This window comes from Hungatella sp. SL.1.14, from assembly GCF_024460495.1.
GTDB classification, from domain to species: Bacteria; Bacillota; Clostridia; order Lachnospirales; family Lachnospiraceae; genus Hungatella; species Hungatella hathewayi.
The window spans coordinates 92,186-115,971 of sequence record NZ_JANFYJ010000001.1 but is presented as its reverse complement, the minus strand read 5'-3'; the positions used below and the strand labels follow the sequence as shown (position 1 = coordinate 115,971).

The following is a 23,786-nucleotide window of genomic DNA, read 5'->3' as shown; positions in this document are numbered from 1 at the left end:
GCTTTTCTGCTCTTTATCTTAGCACCTGAGTGGAGTGATATAAATATCCAGTTTTGTTTTTTTAGACCATACCAGTTAGGTGCTGCACTCTCTGGCACGGCCAGTCTGCAGCGCTTAATCGTGTGATTCTACACAGATCAGCACCCCATCCCGGAAGGTGATGGTCCCGGTCTTCTCTGCCAGTTCATTGCTGATGCACAGACTGGTTCCGATCCGGATGTCCCGGTCTGTCAGGGGATATTTAAAGCCCTTCAGAGTGATTCCGTGAACCTCCTCTGTAAGCGGCAGGAAGGAAATGTATTTCCCCCAGATCTCACCGAAACGGTAAGTCTTTCCCTGATCCAGAATATAGAGACGGTTCTTCTCATCCACGATCGAGGCCTTCACCCCTTTTTGGAGACATGCATACAGCAGATGGATATTACCGATGGAGTGATCCAGCCTGCCGCCGGTAGCGCCCAGGAGGACAATGTCGTTCACGCCCGCCTCCATGGCGGTACGGAGTGCCAGCTCCGTATCGGTCTCATCCTTTTCCGGCTGGTGCTGCTCGAAGGCAATGCCTCCCATCCTCCGGTATTCTTCCAGAAGTTCGCCCTTTACGGTATCGAAATCACCAACAATGGCATCCGGCCTGATATTCAGGCTTTTTACAGCGGCCAGCCCTCCATCCACGGCGATCACCATATCAAATTCCCTGTTCTTCAAAAAAGCACCGGCGAATGCACAGTTTATGCTTCCGCCGGTGATAATAAGGCCCGTCATTCCTGTTCCTCAAATATCTTTAAAAATGCCTTTGTATTCGCCGTCACATCCCCTTTAAAAATCGCGGAACCGGCTACAAAGATGTTGGCTCCCGCCTCCATCAGCTCACGCACATTGTCACACGTCACGCCGCCGTCCACCTGAATATCCGTGGAAAGCCCCCGCATATCGCATTTTTTCCTTAAAGCGCGGATCTTTTCCAGAGTGTAGGGAATAAATTTCTGCCCTCCGAATCCCGGGTTCACCGTCATAAGCAGTACCATATCCACCTGATCGAGGATACAGTCCAGCACATCAATCGGTGTGGCCGGATTCAGCACGACTCCTGCTTTTAAACCGGCCTCCTTAATCTGGTTCACCGTGCGGTCTAAATGGGTGCATGCCTCCACATGAACGCTGATGATATCGGCCCCCGCCTCTTTCATGGCGTTGATGTAACGGCCGGGCTCCCGAACCATCATATGGACATCAAACACCTTGTCCGTACAGCTTCTTAAACTTGAGATTACAGGCATACCGAAAGAAATGCTGGGAACGAAATCCCCATCCATCACGTCGAGATGGATATACTGCGCTCCCGCATCCGCCGCCTCACATACCTGCTGCTCCAAATGTTTAAAATCCGCTCCCAAAATGGAAGGTGCTAATAGGAACATCATTAATATCTCCTTTTATCTTTTAATTCCTGGTACAACAGCTTATAATTCGCATAACGGCTCTCACTGATCTTCCCCTGGCGTACGGCCTCCTTGACACCGCAGATCGGCTCGCCCACATGGACACAGCCCAGAAACTTACATTCTTCCTCGTAAGCCGCGAATTCAGGAAAATAATCCTTTAAATTTCCGCATTCCAGTTCCTCCAAGTACATGGAACTGAAGCCCGGGGTATCCATCATATAGGTGTCCTTCCCGATGGCAAACAGTTCGCTGTGCCTCGTCGTATGCTTTCCTCTCTGGATCTTCTCGCTGATCTTTCCTGTTTCCATCTCAGCCTCCGGAAACAGAAGGTTGGTGATGGAGGATTTTCCAACGCCCGACGGCCCCGCCAGAACCGTTGTCTTTCCCTCTGTCAGCACCCGCAGCTCATCCAGCCCGCTGTTTTCGTAAGTACTCGTAAAATAGACGGGATAGCCCGCTGAGGAATAGATATTCCCCAGACGGTCCCGCTCCCCGTCTCCCGTTAAATCCGTTTTGTTAAAGCAGATCTTCACGGGAACCTCCTGCACCTCCATCATGACCAGAAAACGGTCCAGAAGATTTAGATTGGGCTCCGGATGAGTAATGGAAAATATCACCAGCGCCTGATCAATGTTGGCCACTGCCGGCCGGACCAGTTCGTTTTTGCGCGGGAGAATCTTATCGATATTTCCTTCCCTCTCCGCCTCGCTCAACACGGTAAATTCCACATTATCACCCACCAGAGGTTTGATCTTTTTGTTGCGGAACACGCCCTTTGCCTTGCACTCATAGACGTCCGTTCCGTTATCCACATAGTAAAAGCCTGCAATTCCTTTAATAATTTTCCCTGTCATACAATATCCTTATGACTGTGGAATGGGGACAAACGTAACCGGATAAGAATTGATTACATCTCCCGTGTCCACATTGACTATTTGCACTTCTCCGCTGGTCACGCCGTAGGCTCCCTCGATGTTCTTGAACACAACCGGAAGCTGCTGGTCTCCCGTAATCGTCACCGGCCCCATCAGATCCCTGAATTCATCTTTACCGTTCACGGTCTGCTTCAGCTGTATCTTGATATTCAGCTGGGTGCTGGCAGATCCCGGGCCGATCAGATTCTGAAGCGGATAAGATTTCTCGATGGAAGCCAGGTACTTATATTTGGCCTGCTCCGCCGATCCGCTGCTGACCACGTAATCGATGGCAGTTCCGCCCTCCACCTGGGTATTCGGCGCGATGGTCTGACGGATAATCGTTCCTGCAGGCACCTCCTCCGAGGTTTCCTTCGTCACGGTTCCGCGAACCAGCCCTAAGTCGGCCAGCATCTCCTCTCCGACCTCTTCCTCTTTGCCTGTAATATCAGGAACCACAACCGGATTGGTCAGCGCCGGGCCAGTGCTGGCAATCACGCTGATTACAGCCCCTTCCTTTGCCTTAGACGGACTGTAGCTGATGATCTTGCCGGACTCCACCGTATCACTGCTCTGGTTCTGCAGATTCACAATAAAGCCTTTCCCCTCCAGAAGCGTCTTGGCAGCCTCCGCGGTGAGGGAATCCAGCCCCAGGGTGGTTAAGTCAATCTCCGGATGCTCCGGCCCGCTGCTGATAACTACGGAGACAGCCGAGTACCGGTCTACAATCTCTCCCGCTTTGGGGGTCTGGGAAATGACATCTCCTTTTTTCACAGTATCCGAGAACTCATAATCACCGATCTTCATGTCCAGACCGCCGTTCTCGCGGAGCTTCTGTCTTGCAATGTCTTCCGCCAGTCCCTCCACCTCCGGCATGGTCGTCTGCTTCTCACCCAGAGTTGTCTCCTCCTGTGTCGTCTCCACAGTAGTCTCCGTCTCCTTGGGGGTTCCGGAACGGAACAGCCCTCCCAGTCTGGTAACCAGGAAAATAAGGACGATGACGATAAGAATTGCCACCACGATGCCGGCGGCCGTCAGAAGCTTTTCGATACCCGGATTGATCTCTTCATCCGGCTCCTTCCGCTTCGTTCTGCCGCCAGAGGTATTCCGGCTGCTCCTGTGCTCCGGCTGGCGTTCCCGCACCGGTTCACCGCCATAGCTGCGGTTCCGGCCAGGCTGAGGTTCCGGCTGATTTCTGCGGCCGGAACCGGACCTGATCTGTTCCAGCTCCGGTGCTCCGATGATCACCGTCTGAGAGGTATCCATTGACGGCGCCGATGCCTGAACAAAGTTCTCATCAGGAGTCACAAGGGCCCGCCGCAAATCGGCAATTACCTCCTGCATGCTCCCATACCGGTATTCCGGCTTCTTCTCCGTGCATTTTAAAATAATATTTTCAAAACTGACCGGAATCTCCTGATTGAAATAACTGGGCGGTGTGATCGGGTCTTCTAAGTGCGCCAGGGCCACCGTTACGGTATTCTCCCCTTCAAACGGCACCCGTCCGGCTGCCATCTCATACATGGTAATGCCCAGCGAGTAGATATCACTGCGGGCGTCACTGTAACCGCCTCTCGCCTGTTCCGGAGAAATATAGTGGACCGATCCCATAGCCGTAGCACTGAGCGTCTGAGTGGATGCGGCGCGTGCAATCCCAAAATCCGCCACCTTCACTTTTCCATCCCGTGCAATAATAATATTCTGCGGCTTGATATCCCGGTGAACGATGCCCTGTTCATGGGCAGCTGCAATTCCCTGTGCCACCTGGATAGCAATCCCGATGGCTTCCTTGCTGTCGAGACAGCCCTTTTTCAGGATGTAGTTTTTCAGGGTGATGCCCTCAATCAGCTCCATGACGATATAGTGAAGCGTTCCCTCATCCACAACGTCATATACGTTTACAATATTCGGATGGGACAGCCTGGCCGCAGCCTGGGCTTCCATCTTGAACTTGCTCACAAATCCGCTGTCTGAACTGAATTCCTCCTTCAGTACCTTAATGGCAACCTGCCGTTTCAGCTTATGGCACAGGGCCTTGTACACATCTGACATTCCGCCGGAACCGATTTTATCTAAAATTTCGTATCTGTCCTGTAAAAATGTACCTGGTCTCAAAATCATAAGCTTCCCTCCCTGCCAATCTGCGGATCAACGAGTACCACTGCGATATTGTCTTTCCCGCCATTGTCATTGGCTACCGTAATCAATTTCTCCGCCTTTTCCTGCAGTTCTAAATCAGAACCGATGATCTCCTCCATCTCCGCGTCCTCCAGCATGTTGCTGAGTCCGTCGGAACACATGAGAATATAGTCACCCGGTTCCAGTCCTGCCTCGAAGAAATCGACCAACAGCTTATCTTCTGTGCCGACCGCTCTCGTTATAATATTCTTTTTATCCTTATAGTCTTTGCTTCCGCGCTCCAGACGGCCCAGGGAAACCAGTTCCTCCACATAAGAATGGTCCCTCGTCACCTGCCTGATCCTGTCTCTCACGAGATAGAGGCGGCTGTCTCCCACATTGGCCACATAAAGGGTATTCTCATCGGCCACCGCCGCCACCAGCGTCGTGCCCATACCGGAAAACTCCGGCTTTTCCTTTGCCTCATGGTAGAGCATGGTGTTGACCTTTAATATGGCCTCCCGCAGAAGCGGAACAATCTGGGAATTTTCCGTATACTGAAGATACGACACCAGATTTTCCACAATATATCTGGAGGCATAGTCTCCGGCCTGATGGCCGCCCATCCCATCCGCAACCACGAATAAGTTCGGCAGGCTCCCGACCGGTTCCACACTGGCATATACGTAATCCTGATTGGCCGTGCGCACTCTTCCCGTATCCGTCAATGCACAAGCTTTCATAGCGTCTTCTCACTCCCTTTTTGTTCCTCTGTTAAAAAACTTTTTCGAAGCTGACCGCAGGCACCATGGATGTCCCGGCCCATTTCCCTTCTTATAGTAACATTAATTCCATTTTTTTCAAGCAGATTTTTAAAGGCCTCTATGGCTTTTCTGTCCGACTGTACGTAGTCACGCTCCTTGATGGGGTTCACCGGAATTAAATTCACATGGCCCTGCTGGTCCTTAATCAGCGCCGCCAGAGCCGCCGCTTCCTCCAGATTATCGTTGACTCCGGCGACAAGACTGTATTCAAAGGTCAGCCGTCTTCCCGTCTTCTCAAAATATGTATGACAGGCTTCCAGCACATCGTTCAGCTTATAGCTCTTCGCCACAGGCATCAGGGTCTTTCTCACCTCATCATTCGGTGCATGAAGCGAGAGCGCCAGAGTAATGGCAAGCCCCTCGTCTGCCAGCTTCAGAATCCCCGGCACAATACCGCATGTGGACAGCGTAACATTGCGCTGGCTGACGTTAAGCCCGTGTTCATCCGTCAAAAGGCGGATAAACTTCACCACATGATCATAGTTATCCAGAGGTTCTCCGGAACCCATAATCACCACGTTGGAGACCCTTTCCCCAGTGAGGTACTGGATCCGGTAGATCTGGTCCAGCATCTCCGCCGGCCTTAAATTCCGTTCCAGGCCATCCAGGGTGGAGGCGCAGAACCGGCAGCCCATGCGGCAGCCGACCTGGGAGGAAATACACACGGAATTGCCGTGCTTATACCTCATCAGGACGCTCTCGATGATATTGCCGTCCGACAGGCCGAATAAATACTTTCTGGTTCCGTCGATGGCGGAGATCTTCTCATCCACAGTCTGAAGCGCTGTATATTCACACGTCTCCTTGAGCCGTTCCTTGAGTGCCTTCGGCAGATTCGTCATCTCCTCATATCCGGGCGCCAGCTTTTTGTGCATCCACTCATAGAGCTGTTTTGCCCGGAACGCCTTTTCACCGGAAACGGTTATAAACGCCGTAAGTTCTTCTAAATTCAGGGATTTAATATCTGTCTTTTCCATTATTCTTATCTTTTCTGAAATGCCGCAATGAAAAATCCGTCACACGGGTGAATTCCCGGCAAGAGCTGGATCATGCCTGACTTCATGGAAGCCGCATTCAGTGTTTCTCCTAACTTTCCTTCTAAATTCACGGCGTCAAACGGAAAATTCTCCAGAAACCACGCCGCATTCTCTTCATTTTCCTGACTGTCGATGGTGCAGGTGCTGTATATCAGCTTTCCTCCGGGCTTTACGTATGACTGAACCACAGAGAGAATCTCCCGCTGCAGGGCCGCCAGCTCCGCCAGCTGTTCCATCGTCATCCGGTACTTGATATCCGGTTTTCTGCCAATGATTCCAAGCCCGGAGCACGGTAAATCAGCCAGAACGATGTCGGCACGGCCTTCCCACGCCTGATCCGGCACCAGGGCGTCGTGCACCTCTGCACGGATATTGGTAAATCCTGACCGGGCGATATTCTCTTCGATGAGGGCCACCTTCTGCTCCGTTAAATCACGGACGGTCACCATTCCGGTTCCCTTCAGTTTATCCGCGATATGAAGGCTTTTTCCGCCGGGCGCGCCGCAGACATCGATGCAGACATCCCCTTCCTTCGGGTCCGCGATCTCTCCCACAAAGCTGGAGCTCATATCCTGAACTGAAATCAGGCCTGAAGCAAACGCATCAAGGCTCTCTAAATAATCATATTTTGATAAATACAGGACTGTCTCTGACAGCGGAGTCTCCTCCACTGTGACACCCTGACTCTTCAGGCTGTCCATGATCTCCTGCTTCGAGGCCCGGTTTAAGTTGCAGCGGACCGCTGTCCTGCTGGGCTTAAGGAAGGCCTTTGCCATAGAGACAGTTGTCTCCTCCCCGTATGTATCCTTCCACATATCCAGAATCCAGGAGGGCATGGAGTAACGGACAGAATCATCCGGCCATTTCAGTTGTTCTTTATTTCTGGAAATACCGCGCAGAACGCCGTTGACAAAGCCCTTTAATCCGGTGAATTTCCGTTTCTGCGCCAGTTTTACCGCCTCGTTGCAGACAGCGGAGTCCGGCACACGGTCCATATAGAGAATCTGATAAACCGACATCCGCAGCAGTGTGCGGATGACCGGTTTCATCTTTTTTACTTTTACGCTGGAGTAAGAATTAATGACGTAATCCAGCTGAAGGGTGTATTCCACAGTACCTTCCACGATACGGGAGATAAAAGCCCGCTCCTGTTTGTCAAGATACTGGTATTTGCTCAGTGCCTGGCTCAGTACAATATGGCTGTAACTGCCCTTTTCCAGGATCTCGAGCAGGATATCCAGAATTATTTCCCGGCTGCTGTTTCCGTTAGTCATTGTCTCTTCGTCCTCCGAACAGAATCACGAGACGGAGCAGCTGAAGCACGGAAGCAGCCAGAGCCGCCACATACGTGAGCGCCGCTGCACCCAGCACCTTTCTCGTCTGATTAACTTCCTGGCCGCCAAGGATGCCAACCTGATCAAGCAGCGTAATCGCTCTTCTGGAAGCGTTTAACTCCACGGGAAGCGTGATCAGCTGGAAAATAACGGCCAGCGAAAAGAGAATCAGCCCGATATTTACAAGGGGAGATCCCATGCCTCCGATCAGCACCCCGATAATAATAAGCGGAAATGCCGCCTGTGAGCCGATATTTGCCACCGGAACGATCGCCCCCCGCAGCTTTAACGGGACGTATCCCACGTTGTCCTGCATGGCATGGCCGCACTCGTGAGCCGCCACTCCGATTGCCGCCACTGAGGTGGAGTGGAATACCGACTCCGATAAGTTGACGGTCTTCGTCCGCGGATCATAATGGTCTGTCAGCTGTCCCTTTACCGGACGGACGGTTACATCGTAGATGCCCTGGGAGTTTAAAAGGCGCTTTGCCGCGTCCTCTCCCGTCATTCCCGTCATGCTCCTGACTTTTGAGTATTTGCTGAAGGTGCTGTTTACCTTAGCGGAAGCCGCCATCGACAGCACCGCACCTATAATTACAAGAATCCATGTGGGATCGAAATAATATCCCATCAAACCGCCATAAAACATGTATCAGACGCTCCTTTCAAAAACGGTTCCCTCTGCAATCTGGTATCCGCGCAGAAACGCGCCGGTATCCATACGCTTCTTCCCCTGAAGCTGCAGTTCCTTCACCGCAAGTGTTCCTTTTCCTGTCTTTACATACAGACAGTCTTTTCCTGTTTTTACAACCTGGCCGCAGGCTCCCTCATACTCCTCTTCCAGTACATCGGCCTCCCAGAGCTTGATTATCCTTCCTTCCCAGCCTGTGTAAGCGCTGGGCCACGGATTTAGTCCGCGGATCAGGCGTTCAATGGAGACTGCATCCTGGCTCCAGTCGATGTCTCCCTTCGATTTCTTTATCATTCCGACGTAACACGTCTCTTTCTCGTCCTGCACAGTCCGCACGGCGGTTCCGTCTTCCAGCTTCTTCAGTGTCTTTATAATCAGTCTTCCTCCGATGGCACTCAGCTTATCGTGAAGGCTTCCGCCCGTCTCTTTCTCATCGAGAGCAACGGTCTCCTGATCCAGGATGTCTCCCGTATCCAACGCTTCCGCCATCATCATGGTGGTGATTCCGCTGACTGGTTCCCCGTTGATTACTGCATACTGAATCGGAGAGGCCCCGCGGTACTTCGGAAGCAGGGAAGCGTGGATGTTCACACAGCCATATTTGGGAATATCGAGGATGGTCTTTGGAAGAAGCTGGCCGAAGGCCGCCACAACCATGGCGTCAGGCTGCATCTCCTTAAGAAGGCTGACGAATTCAGGATCTCTCGCCTTAACCGGCTGGTAAACGGGAATTCCGTACTCCAGAGCCTTTACCTTCACGGGAGGCATCTGGACTTCCTTGCCGCGTCCCTTCGGCTTATCCGGCTGGGTCACCACCGCAATTACATCATGGCCCGCTTCCACCAGCGCCGTTAATGCCGGCACGGAAAAATCGGGCGTTCCCATAAATACAATCCGCATTTTACTCGTCCCCTTCCTCTGTCTCATCCTCTTCCTGGTCTACGTCAGTCAGTTCACCTTCTACCTTGTCGACGAAAAGGTCGCCGCTTAAATGGTCGCATTCATGGCAGATGGCACGAGCCAGGAGGCCTTCTCCAACCAGTTCAAATTCGTTCATCTCACAGTCGAAAGCCTTCACTTTTACATGGTCAGGCCGCGTTACCACTCCCGATTTCCCCGGTACGCTTAAGCAGCCTTCGCTGCCGGTCTGGCTTCCGCTGGTCTCAGTGATGACCGGATTGATGAGTACGTACTGATTTCCATCCTCCACGTCGATTACCACGATCTGTTTCAGCACACCTACCTGTGGGGCCGCAAGGCCGACGCCGCATGCCTCGTACATGGTTTCGAACATATCTTCAATTAAGTCCTGGATGCGCGGTGTCATTTCTTTTACCGGCTTGCAGTGTTTTCTTAAAATATCGTCTCCGATTGTTCTTATTTTTCTGATTGCCATTTTATTTGTATCCTCTCGTTTTTTAGTTTATTTGCGGGGGCGGTGCGCAGGGCAATAGCTTACGTCTGGTGTTGGGAGGTGGCGGGCTTTGGGTAAAAAAAGTTTGTTTGTGCATCCCGGGAGTCCGCAGTGCACCACCTCACGTCCGCTGCGCTCCCGTTCGGTGACGGGCTTCGCCCTATAAAAAGTGTCATTAAGATATTTTCTTATGTGCGGGCACAACGAAAATATCTTAATGCCACTTTTTGCACTGCTCATGAAAAGTCATACTGTACCATAACCCCTTTAAACAGTTCCCGCTTTTCCTGTTGGAACCAGTCCATTTGATTCCTGATTTTTATTAGTATATCATAATTTTCATGTTTCAAATATAAAATTTTTCTATATATATCATTAATTTTGTAAACAGAGGCGTCTACAGGGCCAATCATCTGGATTTTTTCCTCGTCTGCCTGCGGCGTTATATGGGCTGCGAGGCTGTCTGCTGCCTCTGCTAACGCTTCTTCTGACTTCGATGCAAGCTGCACGGTAAACAGCACATTGGCCGGCGGATATTTCATCAGACGGCGGTATGCCATCTCCTGGCGGTAGAAGGTCTCATAATCCTGCCCTGCTGCCGTGACAATACTGTAGTGTTCCGGGTTGTACGTCTGGATAATGACATCCCCGTGCCTCGCATCACGTCCGGCCCGGCCCGCTGCCTGGGTGAGAAGCTGAAAGGTACGCTCAGCAGCCCGGTAATCCGGGGTGTACAGCGATAAATCTGCCGCCAGTACGCCAACCAGGGTGACATCGGGAAAGTCGTGGCCTTTCACGATCATCTGGGTTCCGATCAGGATATCCGCATCTCCTTCTGCAAATGCCGAAAGAATCTCCTCATGGCCGCCCTTTTTGGAAGTCGTGTCGAGATCCATTCGGAGGACTCTGGCCTGCGGAAACATCTTCTTTGTCATCATCTCAATTTTCTGGGTCCCTACTCCGAAATTGGCAATGTAAGGAGAACCGCAGCCCGGGCATTGATCCGGCATGGGAATCGAATAGCCGCAGTAATGGCACACCAGCCGGTTGTCCTTATGAAGCGTCAAAGTCACATCGCAGTGGGGACATTTGATGGCCTCCCCGCAGGAACGGCATGACACAAAGTTTGCATAGCCCCTCCTGTTGATGAACATCATGATCTGTTCCTTCTTCTCCAGCCGGTCGGTGATCATCTGCTGCAGCTTTCTGCTGAAAATGGATTTATTCCCCTCCTTCAGCTCTTCCCTCAGATCTACGACAGCCACCTCGGCAAGCCTGCTGTCCGCCTTGGCCCTGGTATTCAGCTTAAACAGACGGTATTCACCGCGAAGCGCCTTCGTGTATGCCTCCAGGGACGGCGTCGCTGAGCCGAGAACCACGGAAGCATTCTGCATCTGCGCCCGTTTCACCGCCACCTCCCGCGCCTGGTAACGGGGCACCACCTCGCTTTTATAGGCCCCTTCATGCTCTTCGTCTATGATAATCATCCCCAGTCTGGCAAAGGGCGTAAACAGCGCAGAACGCGGTCCGATCATGATATCGATATCGCCGCTTCTGGCCCTCTCAAACTGGTCGTACCGCTCCCCCGCCGATAATCTGGAATTGATGATGGAAACCCGGTTTCCAAAACGCCCGTAAAAACGCATGACCGTCTGATAGGTCAGCGCAATCTCAGGAATCAGGACGATAACCTGCATTCCTTCGCTTATGACTCTGGAAATCATCTCCATATAGACCTCAGTCTTGCCGCTTCCGGTAATGCCGTGGATCAGATATGTCTCCCGCTTTCCCGCTTCATAATCCTCACAGAATGCGCTTACCACCGCCTGCTGCTCCTTATTTAATTCCACAGCCTTTACTCTGCTGCCCACGTCCTTTACGGGGTTCCGGAAAATTTCCTCCGATTCCAGCGCCACATAGCCTTTTTCAATCACCGGCTTTAAGGTGGCCGCCGATAAGTTCATCTGGCCTGACGCCACCTCATACGGGATCACATGGTTTTCCTTCAGTGCCTTGAAGAGCCGCACTCTCGCCTTATAGCTCTTTTTCTCCGCCTCCGCTGTCACTGCCTCCAGCTGTTCGTCCGGGATCAGAAGGCGCAGGACCTTCTTCTCCTTCGGTTTTACCTTCTGCTTCACCGGGAGCACCGTCTTTAATGCCTGGTTCATTGTGGAACCGTACTGTTCCTTCAGCCACCACGCCAGCATAATCAGCTGCGACTCCGCTGAAACACCGCCTTCCACGATTTCTGCGATCTCTTTTATCTTATCCGCATCATAATCCGCGTGGTCCGTGATGCCGACCACATAGCCCTTCCTCAGAGAATTTCCCTTTCCAAACGGAATCTTCACCAGAACACCTACAAAAATCCGGTCCTCAAGCCGGGGCGGAATTCTGTAATCAAAGGTGCGGTCCACTTTCTCATGAGAAATATCGATGATGATCTGGGCAAATCGTTTTGTCATTGCGTCAACTTCCTGTCTTCTTAATTTTTATAACCATTCAGCTGTGCGGCAGTCTGCACATCCGAATCGCTGTCATTTTGAAATGAAATGACCCGACTTTGGCGCATCATATCGAAGCAAGTCGGGTTTGTACGTTACTAATTATAGGATTCGAAGGAAGAAAAGTCAACGCCGGATTACCCTTCTGTCTCCCCATAGAAGTCCAGAAGCGGATAAATCCAGGTGTCAAGGGCGGAAAAATGGTACCCTGCGCCTTCCGCCTTCTCCGTATTTATGGAAAATCCTGGGAATCCATTGTATGGGGCTTCTTCCCCCTCCGGTGACAGGACTGCCTTATTTCCTGTCTTTTCTTCTATATAGCGGATTATCTCTCCGATGGTGATCGTCCCCGATGCGGCCGCATTCACAGGGCCTTCCAAGGAGGAATCGGCCAGAAACGCCAGGAAACGGCCGCATTCCTCCGCGGAAATGAAGCTTACAGGACAGTTTTCATTTTCCACCTGCATGGCAATCCCCTTCGCCGTATGGGCAGCGTAAAACCGGAGTCGTTCCGTGTAATCATCCCTTCCAAGAACCACGGGGAAACGTACCATCACGGACTCCTGTTCCGGAAATGCCTGCACCAGGGCCGCTTCCGCCTGCCTCTTTCCCATTCCGTAATCGAATGCGCTCCGTTTACCCCAGATAAGCGTTTCCCGGTACGGATCATAATCCGTCTCTCTCGTATTTTCCTTCAGTTCATAAACCGAGATGGAGGATACCATGATATATCGCCTGCACCGGACTGTATCAAGCGCATTTTTCACATCATTGGAGCAGTAGGCCAGATCATCATATACCATATCGAATTTTCTGCCGGAAAATACGGCGCGCATAGATTCCTCCTGGATGCGGTCCACCCGGATCGCTTCCACCGGGGCAATAAAGCGCGGTTTTGCATTTCCCCGGGTAGCCACGGCAACCTCATGCCCCTGTAGAAGCAGTGTATTCACCAGATGAACTCCGAAAAAACGTGTACCTCCAAGAACCAGTATCTTCATAATCTCATGTTTCCCTTCTCAGCCGCTGATATCTTCATAAAGATTATCGTAACGGCGGTGAACCGGCAGCTTTTCTCCAATATTCCACAGAAATCTGCCTTCCAGCGAATAGGCATCTATGTTGTCTTCCTCCCGGTCCATAAGGACAAGGACTTTCTCATCCAGCCGCCGCATATCCAGCGCCTCCCCGTCTATGTCAAACTGGAAGGTCCCGGCAGCGCCTCCGTCTTCCAAAAACTGCGGCTCCAGCCTGAGCCTGCAACGTCCTGGCTCTTTTGCCGGTTCTATGCGGTATAAGTAATGGGAATCCGAATACTCCCTGGAATCGCTGATCTCGATGATCCGGCTGATCTGATAGTCGTATTCCCAGTGCGGCCGCGCAAACCAGCGGTTCAGCAGTCCGATGTACCGGTCGGCGCACTGCGCGAAAAATGCCCAGTCCACAGCCGGAGCCAGCCACTCCAGAGCCTTACCGAACCACAGCCGGCGGTAATCGTACCGACAGTGATACGGCCACGAGGCCTCCTCACGGTCTTTGATGTCCAGTACCCACTGATACGCCTGTTTATCGATGATTAACGCCAGAAAACGGTTGACTGCCGTCTCCGCCTCTGCCTCCAGAATTGTGACGGACTTAGTTCCCCGGTCGCCGCAGGATACCATAAAGTATCCGTAGTCTCTGTGAAATCCACAGGCCTGCCCATAGGGTTCAGACTCCGTGTAAGCCTCCGCCTTCGCACCGCAGCCGGATGCATCCAGTCCCTGATTCAGCTGATCTAAGAAGGAGTTCCAGATCTTCCGCTCCTCCGAACAACCCTTTCCCTGCTTTTTTACGGGAAATACAGCAGCATACAGCAGTTCTGCAAGTGTCTGTTCTTCCATCTTTTCTTCCATCCTGTCATTTTTATTCCCGCAGTCAGCGTGCCAGCAGCTCAAGCACCTCTTCCACAGACATCAGATCGGCAAAACGGCCATCCCAAATCTTCGTTTCATAAAATTTCACAGTCGCTTCTCCTGACATAAACTCATTGTCATACGTAGTCGTGGCCCCTTCCGGTATCACCACGCCGTATCCCAGTTCAAAGGCAGCTTTGCAGGTGGAATCCATGCAGTATTCCGTCTGCATGCCCATCAGGATCAGATCGGTGATCTGTTTTTCCTTTAGATACTCCTCCAGATCAGTCTCCAGAAACGCACTGTTGTAATTCTTATCAAATATCCGCTCTCCCGGTTTCGGCTCCACCGCACCGTGAATGTTCCAGCCTTCTGTACCGCTCTCCAGCTCGTCCCCAGCACCGCCGTCATGCCGGACATAGATAATCTCGGCACCGGCCTTCCGTGCCCCGTCTGCCACTCGCTTAAGTTCCTGTAAAAACTCCTCTTCTCTGTATGGATGTGCCTCCACCAGCGCTTTCTGTACATCAACAATCAATACGGCTATTTTCCCCATATTCATTTCTCCTTTCCGTGTCTCAGTTTTTATTCCCGCAAAAGCTCCATCTCATCTCGCATCGCAGTAAATCCGAAGGCTTCATACAGCGGTCGTCCCGCCGCGGTAGCTTCCAGTGTAACCGCATCGACATGTCTCATCTCCGCTTCCGCTGTCAGCAGCTCCAGCACCCGGTACGCGATTCCCCTCCGCCTGTAATCAGGGCGGGTATACATGTTCATAATATATGCCTTTTTACCGGAAGGATTGTGGTACGCAGGCATCACCCGGTAAAAGCTTACTGCCCCTGTTCCAACCACTTCCCTGTCGTCAAAAACCAGCCATGCAGCATGACTGTCGTCCAAGAAACACGTCCCGTAATAACTGCGGGACTCTGATTCTGCCCTTGACATATCCGCGTCCTCATCAAGACCGTTGGCCGCACGCAGTACCTGAATCCGCAGACGGGTCAGAAGCTCACGGTCACAGATTCCCGCTCTTCTGTACAGGAGACCTGCCGTCTTTTCCGCACAGATCATCTGATTCCCGCAGAACAGCCTCGCTTTTGGTGCCTCTGCTCCCCAATGACCGCCCTGCTCTCTGCTCCGCTTTGCCTCTTCCTGGTTCAGACGCTTAAGAAACACCGGCTGAATCTCCGGATAGGTCCAGTTGTCCGGAGGCATTTCAAAATACCCTGTCTTTTCCATCTCAAACTCAGAAGGCAGTGGGTCAAAACGGGTGATTTCCGCATAAAACAGCATTCCAAAAGATTCGCTCCGCTTCTCTTCTGGCTCTGCCTCGTCAGTCACGGAATATACGCCGACCGGAGCCAGCCGGTATTCCGCCGCTCCCGTTTCCTCGTAGAGTTCCCGCACTGCTGCAGCTTCAATCGTCTCTCCCGTTTCCCGGTGGCCGCCCGGAAATTCCCATGTACTGCGCGCCTTATGCCTGCACAGAACCCATTGTCCCTGATATTTTGCCGCAATTACCGCAAAACGGAGAAGTTCGTCATCTGCTTTTTCATAAAATACCACTCTTTTCATATTCTTCCGGCCTCTCTCACGGTCTCTCACCGATCGGACGGCCCAGCTTCATCTTCAGGCGCCACTGGGGTGCCGGTCCGTCGTCTCCCCAGTACTCATCCAGAGACACAATTGTATCTCCATCAAACCGGTAAAAGGAAACTACATGGTTTGAAATACCGGCTTCCTCACACCAGACTCTGGCGGCAGTGACCGCAGTATCCTTCCCCTGTTCCACACGTTCTATGGTTCCATTCCAGCGGCCCGGATATTCACAGTTCGCCCTGATATATTCCTCAGCAGAAAACTGCTCGTTGGTACAGTGCCACCGGATCACGGCATCTTCTCTGAACCACCGGCCCAACCCGGCCTCATTCTGACTGATCACATCCTGAAAAAAGTTTCTGATCACTGCTTCTCTGTCCATATCTGATCTCCGTATCTGCTTTTCGTATTTTCCATTTAATCTGCATCTTTTACTTTTCCAGAAATACCGCTGCCACTTTTCCCAGTTCCATGCTGTTAGAGCCCTTAAAGAGCACCGCATCGCCTTCTCTGAGCTCCGTTTTCAGCCATTCGACTAAGGACTCCCGGTCCATAAACTCATAGACAAGAATATGGGGCGCCTGTTCCCTCACGCCGCGGGCGATCTCTTTTGCCAGTTTTCCGAGAACGGCTACCTTATCAACCGGATGCGCCGCAATGTAGGTGCCGATTTCATAGTGGTACCGCGGGGAATCGGGCCCCAGCTCTTTCATATCCGCCAGAACAGCTACCCGGCGTCTGGAATGTTCTATGGAATTTAACACCTCCAGACCGGCCTTCATGGATACCGGACTGGCATTATAGGTATCATCAATGATTGTCATTCCGTCTGTATGGTAAATCTGCTGCCGGTTCTGAAAGCCTGTAAATTCTGCCAGCTGTTTTGCGGCCGCCTCCATCGGTATCCCGCAGACGGAGGCTACGGCCAGCGATACCATGGCGTTTGCCACATTATGAGTTCCCATAACCTTCAGCCGCACCGGCACCTGTTCGTCTCCGCATACCGCTGTAAATACCGGATACCCATTCTCCAGACGGACATCGACCGCACGGTAATGGCAGTTTTCTCCGGTTCCATAATAGATCGTTTCAAAACCGTCTCTGGCCGTCGTCTTCTTCAGCAGTTCATCGTCTCCGTTCAGGAACAGAATTCCATGCTCCGTCAGGCCATCCTGTATGGAAAGCTTTTCTCTGAATATATTCTCCTGGGACCCCAGCTGTTCAATATGGGTAATTCCGATATTGGTAATGACCGCCATCTGAATCTGGGCTATGCCGGCGATGACCGTCAGCTCTCCCGGTTCGCTCATCCCCAGTTCGATCACACCGATCTCATCCTGCCCGGATATCTCCGTCATGGTGATCGGAACGCCGACCTGGCTGTTGTGATTGGCGGGTGTCTTGTAGACGCGGTATCTGGCAGACAGGGCACAGGCCACCATCTCCCTTGTCGTCGTCTTTCCCACGCTTCCGGTGATTCCAACCAGCGGCAGCTTTAAACACCGCCGGTACCATGCGCCCAGAGCCTGAAGCGCCCGTTTCGTGTCAGACACACGGATCCATGGCCGGTTATCCTCCATCACGTCGTGTTCACTCGTAAATGTAGCCGCCGCGCCGTTATCAAACGCCTGCCCGATAAAGCGGTGGGCATCCACCTTTTCCCCAACCAGGGGAACGAATAAGTCATTCCCCTTCATCGTCCGGGAATCAATGCTTACATGGTCCAGCGGCGTATCCGGGCTGCCGCAGAGCAGCCTCCCTCCCGTGGCCTCCAGAATTTCCTTAACCGTGATCTGTTCCATCTTCCTGTCTTTCCTCCTGCCAGAGTGTAGTCAAAATCCAGCAGCCGCGCATGTTTTTACCCATGCGGGCAGCGAGCCGAATGCCGGAAGGGATTACCACTTCCGGCATCTTTTTCTTATCACGCTATTCATTTTTTTCCAGTTCGGCAGCAATCTCCAGCACCACTTCCCGGTCGGAAAAATGGTGGCGGACGCCGTTCACTTCCTGATAATCCTCGTGTCCCTTGCCGATGACCGCTATCATGTCTCCGGGTCTGGCGTGGATCATACTGTAGGCGATCGCTTCCCGCCGGTCCGGAATCTCAATGAACTCACCGCCTGTCTTTTCGATCGAGGAACGGATATCCGCAATGATATCCCCTGTCTTCTCGAATCTGGAATTGTCGGCCGTCAATATGGTAAAATCAGCCAGTCTCCCGGCGCTGTCGCCCATGGAATACCGTCTGTCCTTCGAGCGGTTTCCCCCGCATCCGAACACGCAGACAAGTCTTTTCGGGTGATACTCACGCAGTGTCTTCAAAAGGCTTTCCATACTGACTGCATTGTGGGCGTAGTCCACGATTACCGTGCATTTCTTCGATGAATACACGATCTCCATGCGCCCGTTGACGCTTAAATGCTCCAGCGCATGGCGTACCTTCTCCTTCGGAAGGTCCAAAAAGCTGCATACGCTGATGGCCGCCAGCGCGTTGTATACATTAAATTTTCCAGGTATATTCACCCGGGCTTCCAGCTCATACCGCCCTGTCACATCGAATTCAAGTCCCACAAATTCAGGTTCGCTCACGTAGTGAATCTGTCCTGCCATGAAGTCCGCCTCCTGTTCGAGGCTATAGGAAGCCAGTTCACAGGCGGCATCTTTTATGATCTCGCGGTAATGCTCATCGTCACGATTCACGATTCCGATCCTGCAGCGGCTTAAGAGCTGGGATTTATAATATAAGTATTCCGCAAAATCCGCATGCTCATCCGGCCCGATATGATCCGGAGAAATGTTGGTAAAAAGGCCGTAATCGAAGCGGATGCCGTCGACACGGTGCATCTTGAACGCCTGGGAGGATACCTCCATCACCATGTATTCGCATCCTGCCTGCACCATGCGCTCAAAGCTCTCAAAAAGCTGGTACGATTCCGGTGTCGTGTTCATGGTAGGCGTCACCTCACTGCCGATCACAATACCGGTAGTGCCGATCATCCCCACCTTTTTACCGCAGCTCTCCAGAATCGCCTTTATCATATGGGTCGTCGTCGTCTTCCCCTTCGTTCCTGTTACCCCAATGGTAATCATCTTCTCCTGCGGCCGGCCAAACCGGGCGGCAGACAGAAGTGCCAGCGCCTCCCTGGAACTATGTACACGGATGGCGGTTACACCGTCAGGAATCTCTGCCTGGCGTTCCACCACCAGGGCCTTCACCCCGGCCTTCACCACATCCGGAATAAATTCGTGGGAATCGATCTTCGTCCCCTTTGTGCACACGAACACCACATTCTCCCTGGCTTTCCTGGAATCATAGATGACATCCTCCACTTCGATGTCCAAATTCCCGGAAATTACGTCATATTCCAGTTCTTCAAGCCACTCTCTGAATTTCATGAAAACCTCCATCAGAATAATCCGGTGATTACTCCGTCGTTATTTACGTCAATATTATTAGCCGCCGGAATCTTCGGAAGACCCGGCATGGTCATGATCGCTCCGGTCAGCACTACCACGAAACCGGCGCCTGCCGATACATAGGCGTCCCTCACGTTGATTTGGAAACCGCTTGGACGGCCCAGTTTTGTCTGATCATCCGACAGGGAATACTGGGTCTTCGCCATACAGACAGGAAGGCTGCCGAATCCCATGTCTTCAATCTTCTTTAACGCCTTCGAAGCTGCCGGTGCATAGGATACGCCGTCCGCTCCGTAGATTTCTTTTGCAACGGCCGCAATCTTCTCCTTTAATCCGGCTTCATCCGGATACAGCGGTTTGTAGCAGCTCTCCTTGTTTTCCAGTGTATAGACCACCTTTTCTGCAAGAGCAGTACCGCCCTCCCCTCCTTTTTCCCATACCTCGGAGAGTGCAAACTCGCAGCCTCTGTCCTCACAGAACTTCTTTACAAACTGGTATTCTGCCTCAGTGTCCGTGATGAAGGAATTGAGGGTTACAATGACCGGAACATCGTATTTCTGCATGTTTTCGATGTGTTTCTCCAGGTTTACGATTCCTTTTGCCAAAGCCTCTAAATTTTCTTCCTTCAGCTGATCCTTCGGAATTCCTCCATTATATTTAAGAGCCCTGACCGTGGCTACCAGAACGATAGCATCCGGTTTTAAGCCCGCCATACGGCATTTGATGTCCAGGAATTTCTCAGCGCCCAAATCAGCGCCGAAGCCCGCCTCCGTCACGACGATATCGGCCAGCTTTAAGGCTGTCTTCGTGGCGCGCACGCTGTTGCAGCCATGGGCAATATTGGCAAATGGCCCGCCGTGAACAATCGCTCCCGTGTGTTCCAGCGTCTGGATCAGATTCGGCTTCATGGCGTCCTTTAACAGTGCTGCCATGGCGCCAACCGCATTTAACTGGGCGGCCGTCACCGGCTCTCCGGCATAATTATATGCAACAATAATTCTTCCTAACCGTTCTTTTAAATCATTCATATCATCGGCCAGACATAAGATCGCCATGATCTCGGATGCCACAGTTATGACAAAGTGGTCTTCTCTCACAAATCCGTCTGCTTTGGCACCCAGCCCCACCACCACGTTTCTTAAGGCGCGGTCGTTCATGTCGAGGCATCGTTTCCACAGAATCTGGCGCGTATCGATTCCCAGCGCGTTGCCCTGATGGATGTGATTGTCCAGAAGCGCTGCCAGTAAATTGTTGGCTGAGGTGATGGCATGAAAATCTCCGGTAAAGTGAAGATTTAAATCTTCCATCGGTACAACCTGGGCGTATCCGCCGCCTGCGGCACCGCCCTTGATCCCGAAGCAGGGGCCTAAAGACGGCTCCCTGAGCGCGATGATGGCTTTTTTGTCCATCCTGCCAAACGCCTCTCCCAGACCGACTGTCGTCGTAGTCTTTCCTTCTCCGGCCGGAGTCGGGTTGATGGCTGTAACCAGAACAAGCTTTCCGTCCGGTCTGTCCTTCACCTCTTCCCAGAGTTCATCGGTCAGTTTGGCCTTATACTTCCCGTAGAGTTCCAGATCATCTTCGCTGATTCCATAGGAAGCCGCTACCTCCTTAATCGGAATCATCTTTGCCTCCTGTGCGATCTCAATATCTGTTTTCATCTGTGAATATTCCTCCTTCTATGTAATTAATAACCCTGTTCCAGCAATTCCTCAAATTCTTCCGCGCTCATCAGCACTTTTCTTGGCTTCGTGCCCTCTTCTTCGCCGACCACGCCGGCCTCCGCCAGCTGGTCCATAATGCGGGCCGCCCTGTTGAATCCGATCTTGAACATTCTCTGAAGCATTCCGATGGATGCCTTATCCTTTTCGATAATAAATTTGCCCGCCTGGACGAAATATTCATCCCGGTCGCTTCCACCGCCCTTTGCATCGCCTGCTGCCGGTGTCTGGACAATCTGATTCTCCACCTCAGGGTTATAATTTGCTGTCATTCCCTGTTCCGTTAAGAAATCCACAACAGCGGAAACCTCCGTATCCGATACAAAGGCGCCCTGCACCCGCACAGGCTTCGGACAGCCGGATGGATAGAACAGCATATCGCCCTTTCCAAGAAGCTTCTCCGCTCCGTTCATATCGATGATAGTTCTGGAATCCACGCCGGAAGAAACGGCAAATGCAATTCTCGAAGGTACATTGGCCTTGATTAAGCCCGTAATAACATTGACCGACGGACGCTGGGTTGCAATGACCAGATGAATCCCCGCAGCACGCGCAAGCTGGGCCAGACGGCAGACAGAATCCTCCACCTCGCCCGGCGCCACCATCATCAGATCCGCAAGCTCGTCAATGATGATGATGATCTGCGGCATCTTCTTCGGTTTGTTTTCATCCTCTATATCTTTAATATTCTCAACCTTTGCATTATATCCCTTTAAATCCCTGACATTGTACTGGGCAAATTTCTTATAGCGGTCATCCATCTCGGCCACTGCCCAGTTAAGCGCGCCTGATGCCTTCTTCGGATCTGTGACCACAGGAAGCAGAAGATGCGGAATTCCGTTATAGACACTTAACTCCACCACCTTCGGATCCACCATGATCAGCTTAACATCATCCGGATTTGCCTTATAGATAATGCTCATGATCAGGGTATTAATGCAGACGGATTTACCGGAGCCGGTTGCGCCCGCAATCAGTAAATGCGGCATTTTTCCGATATCGGTTACCACTACCTGGCCGCCGATATCCTTGCCCACTGCAAAAGCGATTCTGGATGCATGCTTCTGAAACTCGTCCGCCTCCAGAATATCCCTTAAGTATACCATGTTGTTTTCTTTGTTCGGCACTTCGATGCCGACTGCCGATTTACCAGGAATCGGAGCCTCGATACGGATATCCGCGGCCGCCAGACTGAGCTTGATATCATCGGCCAGTCCCACGATCCGGCTCACCTTTACGCCCTGCTCCGGATGAAGCTCATACCGTGTAACGGAGGGGCCGCAGCTGATGTTGGTCACAGTTACTCCCACACCAAAATTCTGCAGTGTCTGCTGCAGCTTAATGGCGGTCTCCCGGTATTCCTTATCCGAAAACGTACCGGAGTTCTTACCTTTCTTAAGAAGCGTGACAGGAGGAAAGACGTACTCCTTCTTCACCACTTCCTCCTTCTGCCTGATCTCCTGGCTCACACTGAGCTCTCCAGCCTGCTCTTTTTCTGCCTTCTCGGCTTTCTTCTTTTCCAGCTTCTTCTGAAGCGCTTCCGTATCGGTCTCAATCACCTTGCCGGAAGCGGTAACGACACGCTTCGGTTCCTCCGGTATGGAGAAGGTATCACTGTAATTAACGCCTCCGTCGTCCTCACTTTCCGCTGAACGCAGGTGAGGGGGACTCTCCTTGCCAGTCGGATAGAGTTCTTCCCGGGCGACTTCCATCTCTTCCAGTGTCTTCATCTCTTTTTTGACAAAAAGCGTCCCTGAAGTTCCGTAATCATCAGACTCTGAGAACCCTCCTGCGTCACATTCCGCCGAACGCAGGTTAGGGGAACTCTCCCATAACTCTTCCGTCACGAACGGAACGGCATCATCGGCATCAAACGGAACATCATCTTCACTGGCAGAGTAAACACGAGGCAGATCTTCCTCCTCGCCCGGCTTCGGGAAAATACTGCCGCGGAAAATATCCGCCGGATTCGGCTGCACCTCCGGAACCGCATTTTTCGCATGTTTTGCACTTTCCGGCACTTCCACGGCGGATACAGCGGCAAGACGCCCTGCGTGAACATCGATGTCGTCCTCCGCTTCCGCACTGTTTACTGCCTCATCTTCCATCTCATACTCTTCCGGCGCCTCCAGCTTTGTTACGTCTAAATTGACGCCCCGCAGCTTCTGCTCCTCGCGGATTCTCCGTCGTTCTTCCCTGCGTTCCGCATGGAGCTCCCTCTGGAGGTCCATGTTTTCCCTGGCATGGTGGTAAGCCTTTCCGCTGCCGCTCTTTATCAGGTTCACAAAAGATTTCTCTGTAATGCATACTGCGGAGATAATGATAAGCACCAAAATGACGAGATAGGCGCCCACGGTTCCGATAATAGAGATCAGTCCTTCGGCCAGAAGGCCGCCGATCAGGCCGCCGCCCTTACCGCTGGCAGCCGCCGTCACATAGATATCCATCAACTTCCCGCCGGCTCCCAGCCTCGTCCCAAACAGGAGCTCGCAGAAACCGCAGAGAGAGATTAATGCCAGGATCACCGCTGCCAGTTTAAAAGTTGCTCTGGGATTACCCCGGTTGGAGATATAAAAGCATGTTCCGGCAAACATCAGAACCGGAGCCACATATCCGATTCCTCCGAATATCCCAAGCTGCAGACTGCGAAGGAAATCACCTACCACTCCGCACAGATGGAAATTGCTCAAAAAAAGAATGGCCGCAGCCGCAAATGATATGATGATGATAACTTCTGACCGGATAAATTCTGGTTCTGGTTCCGCCGCTTTCCGCCTGCCTGTCGTATTTTTCGGTCTTCCGACCTTCCCGTTAGTACCTTTTTTTGCTGTCGTCTTCGATGTTGTCTTCTTCTTTGTTGTCTCAGGCACAAT

General features: G+C 52.1%; 20 protein-coding genes. All 20 read right to left on the bottom strand.

Annotated elements, in window-relative coordinates:
- Positions 1-114 precede the first annotated feature (114 nt).
- Entirely contained in the window at positions 115-762 is a 648-nt protein-coding gene (locus NE473_RS00540) for a thiamine diphosphokinase (protein WP_055648832.1), read from the bottom strand.
- Positions 759-1,421, bottom strand: coding sequence for a ribulose-phosphate 3-epimerase (gene rpe, locus NE473_RS00535; protein WP_432762472.1), 663 nt, complete (start codon positions 1,419-1,421; stop codon positions 759-761). The genes NE473_RS00540 and rpe overlap by 4 nt, the downstream gene beginning before the upstream one ends.
- Complete coding sequence (gene rsgA / locus NE473_RS00530; protein WP_055648830.1) at positions 1,421-2,296, bottom strand: ribosome small subunit-dependent GTPase A; 876 nt, start codon at positions 2,294-2,296, stop codon at positions 1,421-1,423. The genes rpe and rsgA overlap by 1 nt, the downstream gene beginning before the upstream one ends.
- Before the next feature lie 9 nt (positions 2,297-2,305).
- Positions 2,306-4,477: a Stk1 family PASTA domain-containing Ser/Thr kinase gene (gene pknB, locus NE473_RS00525; protein WP_055648829.1), complete on the bottom strand. Its 2,172-nt coding sequence runs from the start codon at positions 4,475-4,477 to the stop codon at positions 2,306-2,308.
- Entirely contained in the window at positions 4,474-5,217 is a 744-nt protein-coding gene (locus NE473_RS00520) for a Stp1/IreP family PP2C-type Ser/Thr phosphatase (RefSeq protein WP_055648828.1), read from the bottom strand. Before NE473_RS00520 ends, pknB begins: the two co-directional genes overlap by 4 nt.
- On the bottom strand, positions 5,214-6,275 hold the full coding sequence (gene rlmN / locus NE473_RS00515) for a dual-specificity RNA methyltransferase RlmN (protein WP_055648827.1): 1,062 nt from the start codon (positions 6,273-6,275) through the stop codon (positions 5,214-5,216). The genes NE473_RS00520 and rlmN overlap by 4 nt, the downstream gene beginning before the upstream one ends.
- 5 nt (positions 6,276-6,280) lie before the next feature.
- The gene (gene rsmB, locus NE473_RS00510) at positions 6,281-7,609 is read right to left on the bottom strand and encodes a 16S rRNA (cytosine(967)-C(5))-methyltransferase RsmB (RefSeq protein ID WP_055648826.1); all 1,329 of its coding nucleotides are present in this window, start codon (positions 7,607-7,609) and stop codon (positions 6,281-6,283) included.
- On the bottom strand, positions 7,602-8,318 hold the full coding sequence (locus NE473_RS00505) for a zinc metallopeptidase (RefSeq protein ID WP_006776473.1): 717 nt from the start codon (positions 8,316-8,318) through the stop codon (positions 7,602-7,604). The genes rsmB and NE473_RS00505 overlap by 8 nt, the downstream gene beginning before the upstream one ends.
- Before the next feature lie 3 nt (positions 8,319-8,321).
- Positions 8,322-9,260: a methionyl-tRNA formyltransferase gene (gene fmt / locus NE473_RS00500; RefSeq protein ID WP_039893170.1), complete on the bottom strand. Its 939-nt coding sequence runs from the start codon at positions 9,258-9,260 to the stop codon at positions 8,322-8,324.
- A gap of 1 nt (position 9,261) precedes the next feature.
- Positions 9,262-9,756, bottom strand: coding sequence for a peptide deformylase (gene def / locus NE473_RS00495; protein ID WP_022032669.1), 495 nt, complete (start codon positions 9,754-9,756; stop codon positions 9,262-9,264).
- Positions 9,757-10,010: 254 nt separating this feature from the next.
- The gene (gene priA, locus NE473_RS00490) at positions 10,011-12,239 is read right to left on the bottom strand and encodes a replication restart helicase PriA (RefSeq protein ID WP_055648825.1); all 2,229 of its coding nucleotides are present in this window, start codon (positions 12,237-12,239) and stop codon (positions 10,011-10,013) included.
- Positions 12,240-12,415: 176 nt separating this feature from the next.
- Positions 12,416-13,279 (bottom strand): NAD-dependent epimerase/dehydratase family protein, encoded by an 864-nt coding sequence (locus NE473_RS00485; protein WP_055648824.1) that lies wholly within the window; start codon positions 13,277-13,279, stop codon positions 12,416-12,418.
- Positions 13,280-13,297: 18 nt separating this feature from the next.
- Entirely contained in the window at positions 13,298-14,161 is an 864-nt protein-coding gene (locus NE473_RS00480) for a cytosolic protein (RefSeq protein WP_242866042.1), read from the bottom strand.
- A gap of 34 nt (positions 14,162-14,195) precedes the next feature.
- Positions 14,196-14,729 (bottom strand): cysteine hydrolase family protein, encoded by a 534-nt coding sequence (locus NE473_RS00475; RefSeq protein WP_022032673.1) that lies wholly within the window; start codon positions 14,727-14,729, stop codon positions 14,196-14,198.
- Between the two features lie 29 nt (positions 14,730-14,758).
- On the bottom strand, positions 14,759-15,751 hold the full coding sequence (locus NE473_RS32760; RefSeq protein WP_081034774.1) for a GNAT family N-acetyltransferase: 993 nt from the start codon (positions 15,749-15,751) through the stop codon (positions 14,759-14,761).
- Between the two features lie 16 nt (positions 15,752-15,767).
- On the bottom strand, positions 15,768-16,157 hold the full coding sequence (locus NE473_RS00460) for a hypothetical protein (RefSeq protein WP_055648823.1): 390 nt from the start codon (positions 16,155-16,157) through the stop codon (positions 15,768-15,770).
- 49 nt (positions 16,158-16,206) lie between these two features.
- Positions 16,207-17,577 carry a UDP-N-acetylmuramoyl-tripeptide--D-alanyl-D-alanine ligase gene (locus NE473_RS00455; RefSeq protein ID WP_055648822.1) on the bottom strand — a complete coding sequence of 457 codons (1,371 nt, stop codon included), beginning with the start codon at positions 17,575-17,577 and terminating at the stop codon, positions 16,207-16,209.
- Between the two features lie 124 nt (positions 17,578-17,701).
- Positions 17,702-19,171, bottom strand: coding sequence for a UDP-N-acetylmuramoyl-L-alanyl-D-glutamate--2,6-diaminopimelate ligase (locus NE473_RS00450; RefSeq protein WP_055648821.1), 1,470 nt, complete (start codon positions 19,169-19,171; stop codon positions 17,702-17,704).
- Between the two features lie 11 nt (positions 19,172-19,182).
- On the bottom strand, positions 19,183-20,853 hold the full coding sequence (locus tag NE473_RS00445; protein ID WP_055648820.1) for a formate--tetrahydrofolate ligase: 1,671 nt from the start codon (positions 20,851-20,853) through the stop codon (positions 19,183-19,185).
- A gap of 26 nt (positions 20,854-20,879) precedes the next feature.
- Positions 20,880-23,783, bottom strand: coding sequence for an FtsK/SpoIIIE family DNA translocase (locus NE473_RS00440; RefSeq protein ID WP_055648819.1), 2,904 nt, complete (start codon positions 23,781-23,783; stop codon positions 20,880-20,882).
- Between the last annotated feature and the right edge of the window lie 3 nt (positions 23,784-23,786).

Excerpts from the sequence above, each read along its gene's own strand:
- NE473_RS00540 (WP_055648832.1), bottom strand. The coding sequence starts at position 762 with ATGACGGGCCTTATTATCACCGGCGGAAGCATAAACTGTGCATTCGCC.
- rpe (WP_432762472.1), bottom strand. The coding sequence starts at position 1,421 with ATGATGTTCCTATTAGCACCTTCCATTTTGGGAGCGGATTTTAAACAT.
- rsgA (WP_055648830.1), bottom strand. The coding sequence starts at position 2,296 with ATGACAGGGAAAATTATTAAAGGAATTGCAGGCTTTTACTATGTGGAT.
- pknB (WP_055648829.1), bottom strand. The coding sequence starts at position 4,477 with ATGATTTTGAGACCAGGTACATTTTTACAGGACAGATACGAAATTTTA.
- NE473_RS00520 (WP_055648828.1), bottom strand. The coding sequence starts at position 5,217 with ATGAAAGCTTGTGCATTGACGGATACGGGAAGAGTGCGCACGGCCAAT.
- rlmN (WP_055648827.1), bottom strand. The coding sequence starts at position 6,275 with ATGGAAAAGACAGATATTAAATCCCTGAATTTAGAAGAACTTACGGCG.
- rsmB (WP_055648826.1), bottom strand. The coding sequence starts at position 7,609 with ATGACTAACGGAAACAGCAGCCGGGAAATAATTCTGGATATCCTGCTC.
- NE473_RS00505 (WP_006776473.1), bottom strand. The coding sequence starts at position 8,318 with ATGTTTTATGGCGGTTTGATGGGATATTATTTCGATCCCACATGGATT.
- fmt (WP_039893170.1), bottom strand. The coding sequence starts at position 9,260 with ATGCGGATTGTATTTATGGGAACGCCCGATTTTTCCGTGCCGGCATTA.
- def (WP_022032669.1), bottom strand. The coding sequence starts at position 9,756 with ATGGCAATCAGAAAAATAAGAACAATCGGAGACGATATTTTAAGAAAA.
- priA (WP_055648825.1), bottom strand. The coding sequence starts at position 12,239 with ATGACAAAACGATTTGCCCAGATCATCATCGATATTTCTCATGAGAAA.
- NE473_RS00485 (WP_055648824.1), bottom strand. The coding sequence starts at position 13,279 with ATGAAGATACTGGTTCTTGGAGGTACACGTTTTTTCGGAGTTCATCTG.
- NE473_RS00480 (WP_242866042.1), bottom strand. The coding sequence starts at position 14,161 with ATGGAAGAACAGACACTTGCAGAACTGCTGTATGCTGCTGTATTTCCC.
- NE473_RS00475 (WP_022032673.1), bottom strand. The coding sequence starts at position 14,729 with ATGGGGAAAATAGCCGTATTGATTGTTGATGTACAGAAAGCGCTGGTG.
- NE473_RS32760 (WP_081034774.1), bottom strand. The coding sequence starts at position 15,751 with ATGAAAAGAGTGGTATTTTATGAAAAAGCAGATGACGAACTTCTCCGT.
- NE473_RS00460 (WP_055648823.1), bottom strand. The coding sequence starts at position 16,157 with ATGGACAGAGAAGCAGTGATCAGAAACTTTTTTCAGGATGTGATCAGT.
- NE473_RS00455 (WP_055648822.1), bottom strand. The coding sequence starts at position 17,577 with ATGGAACAGATCACGGTTAAGGAAATTCTGGAGGCCACGGGAGGGAGG.
- NE473_RS00450 (WP_055648821.1), bottom strand. The coding sequence starts at position 19,171 with ATGAAATTCAGAGAGTGGCTTGAAGAACTGGAATATGACGTAATTTCC.
- NE473_RS00445 (WP_055648820.1), bottom strand. The coding sequence starts at position 20,853 with ATGAAAACAGATATTGAGATCGCACAGGAGGCAAAGATGATTCCGATT.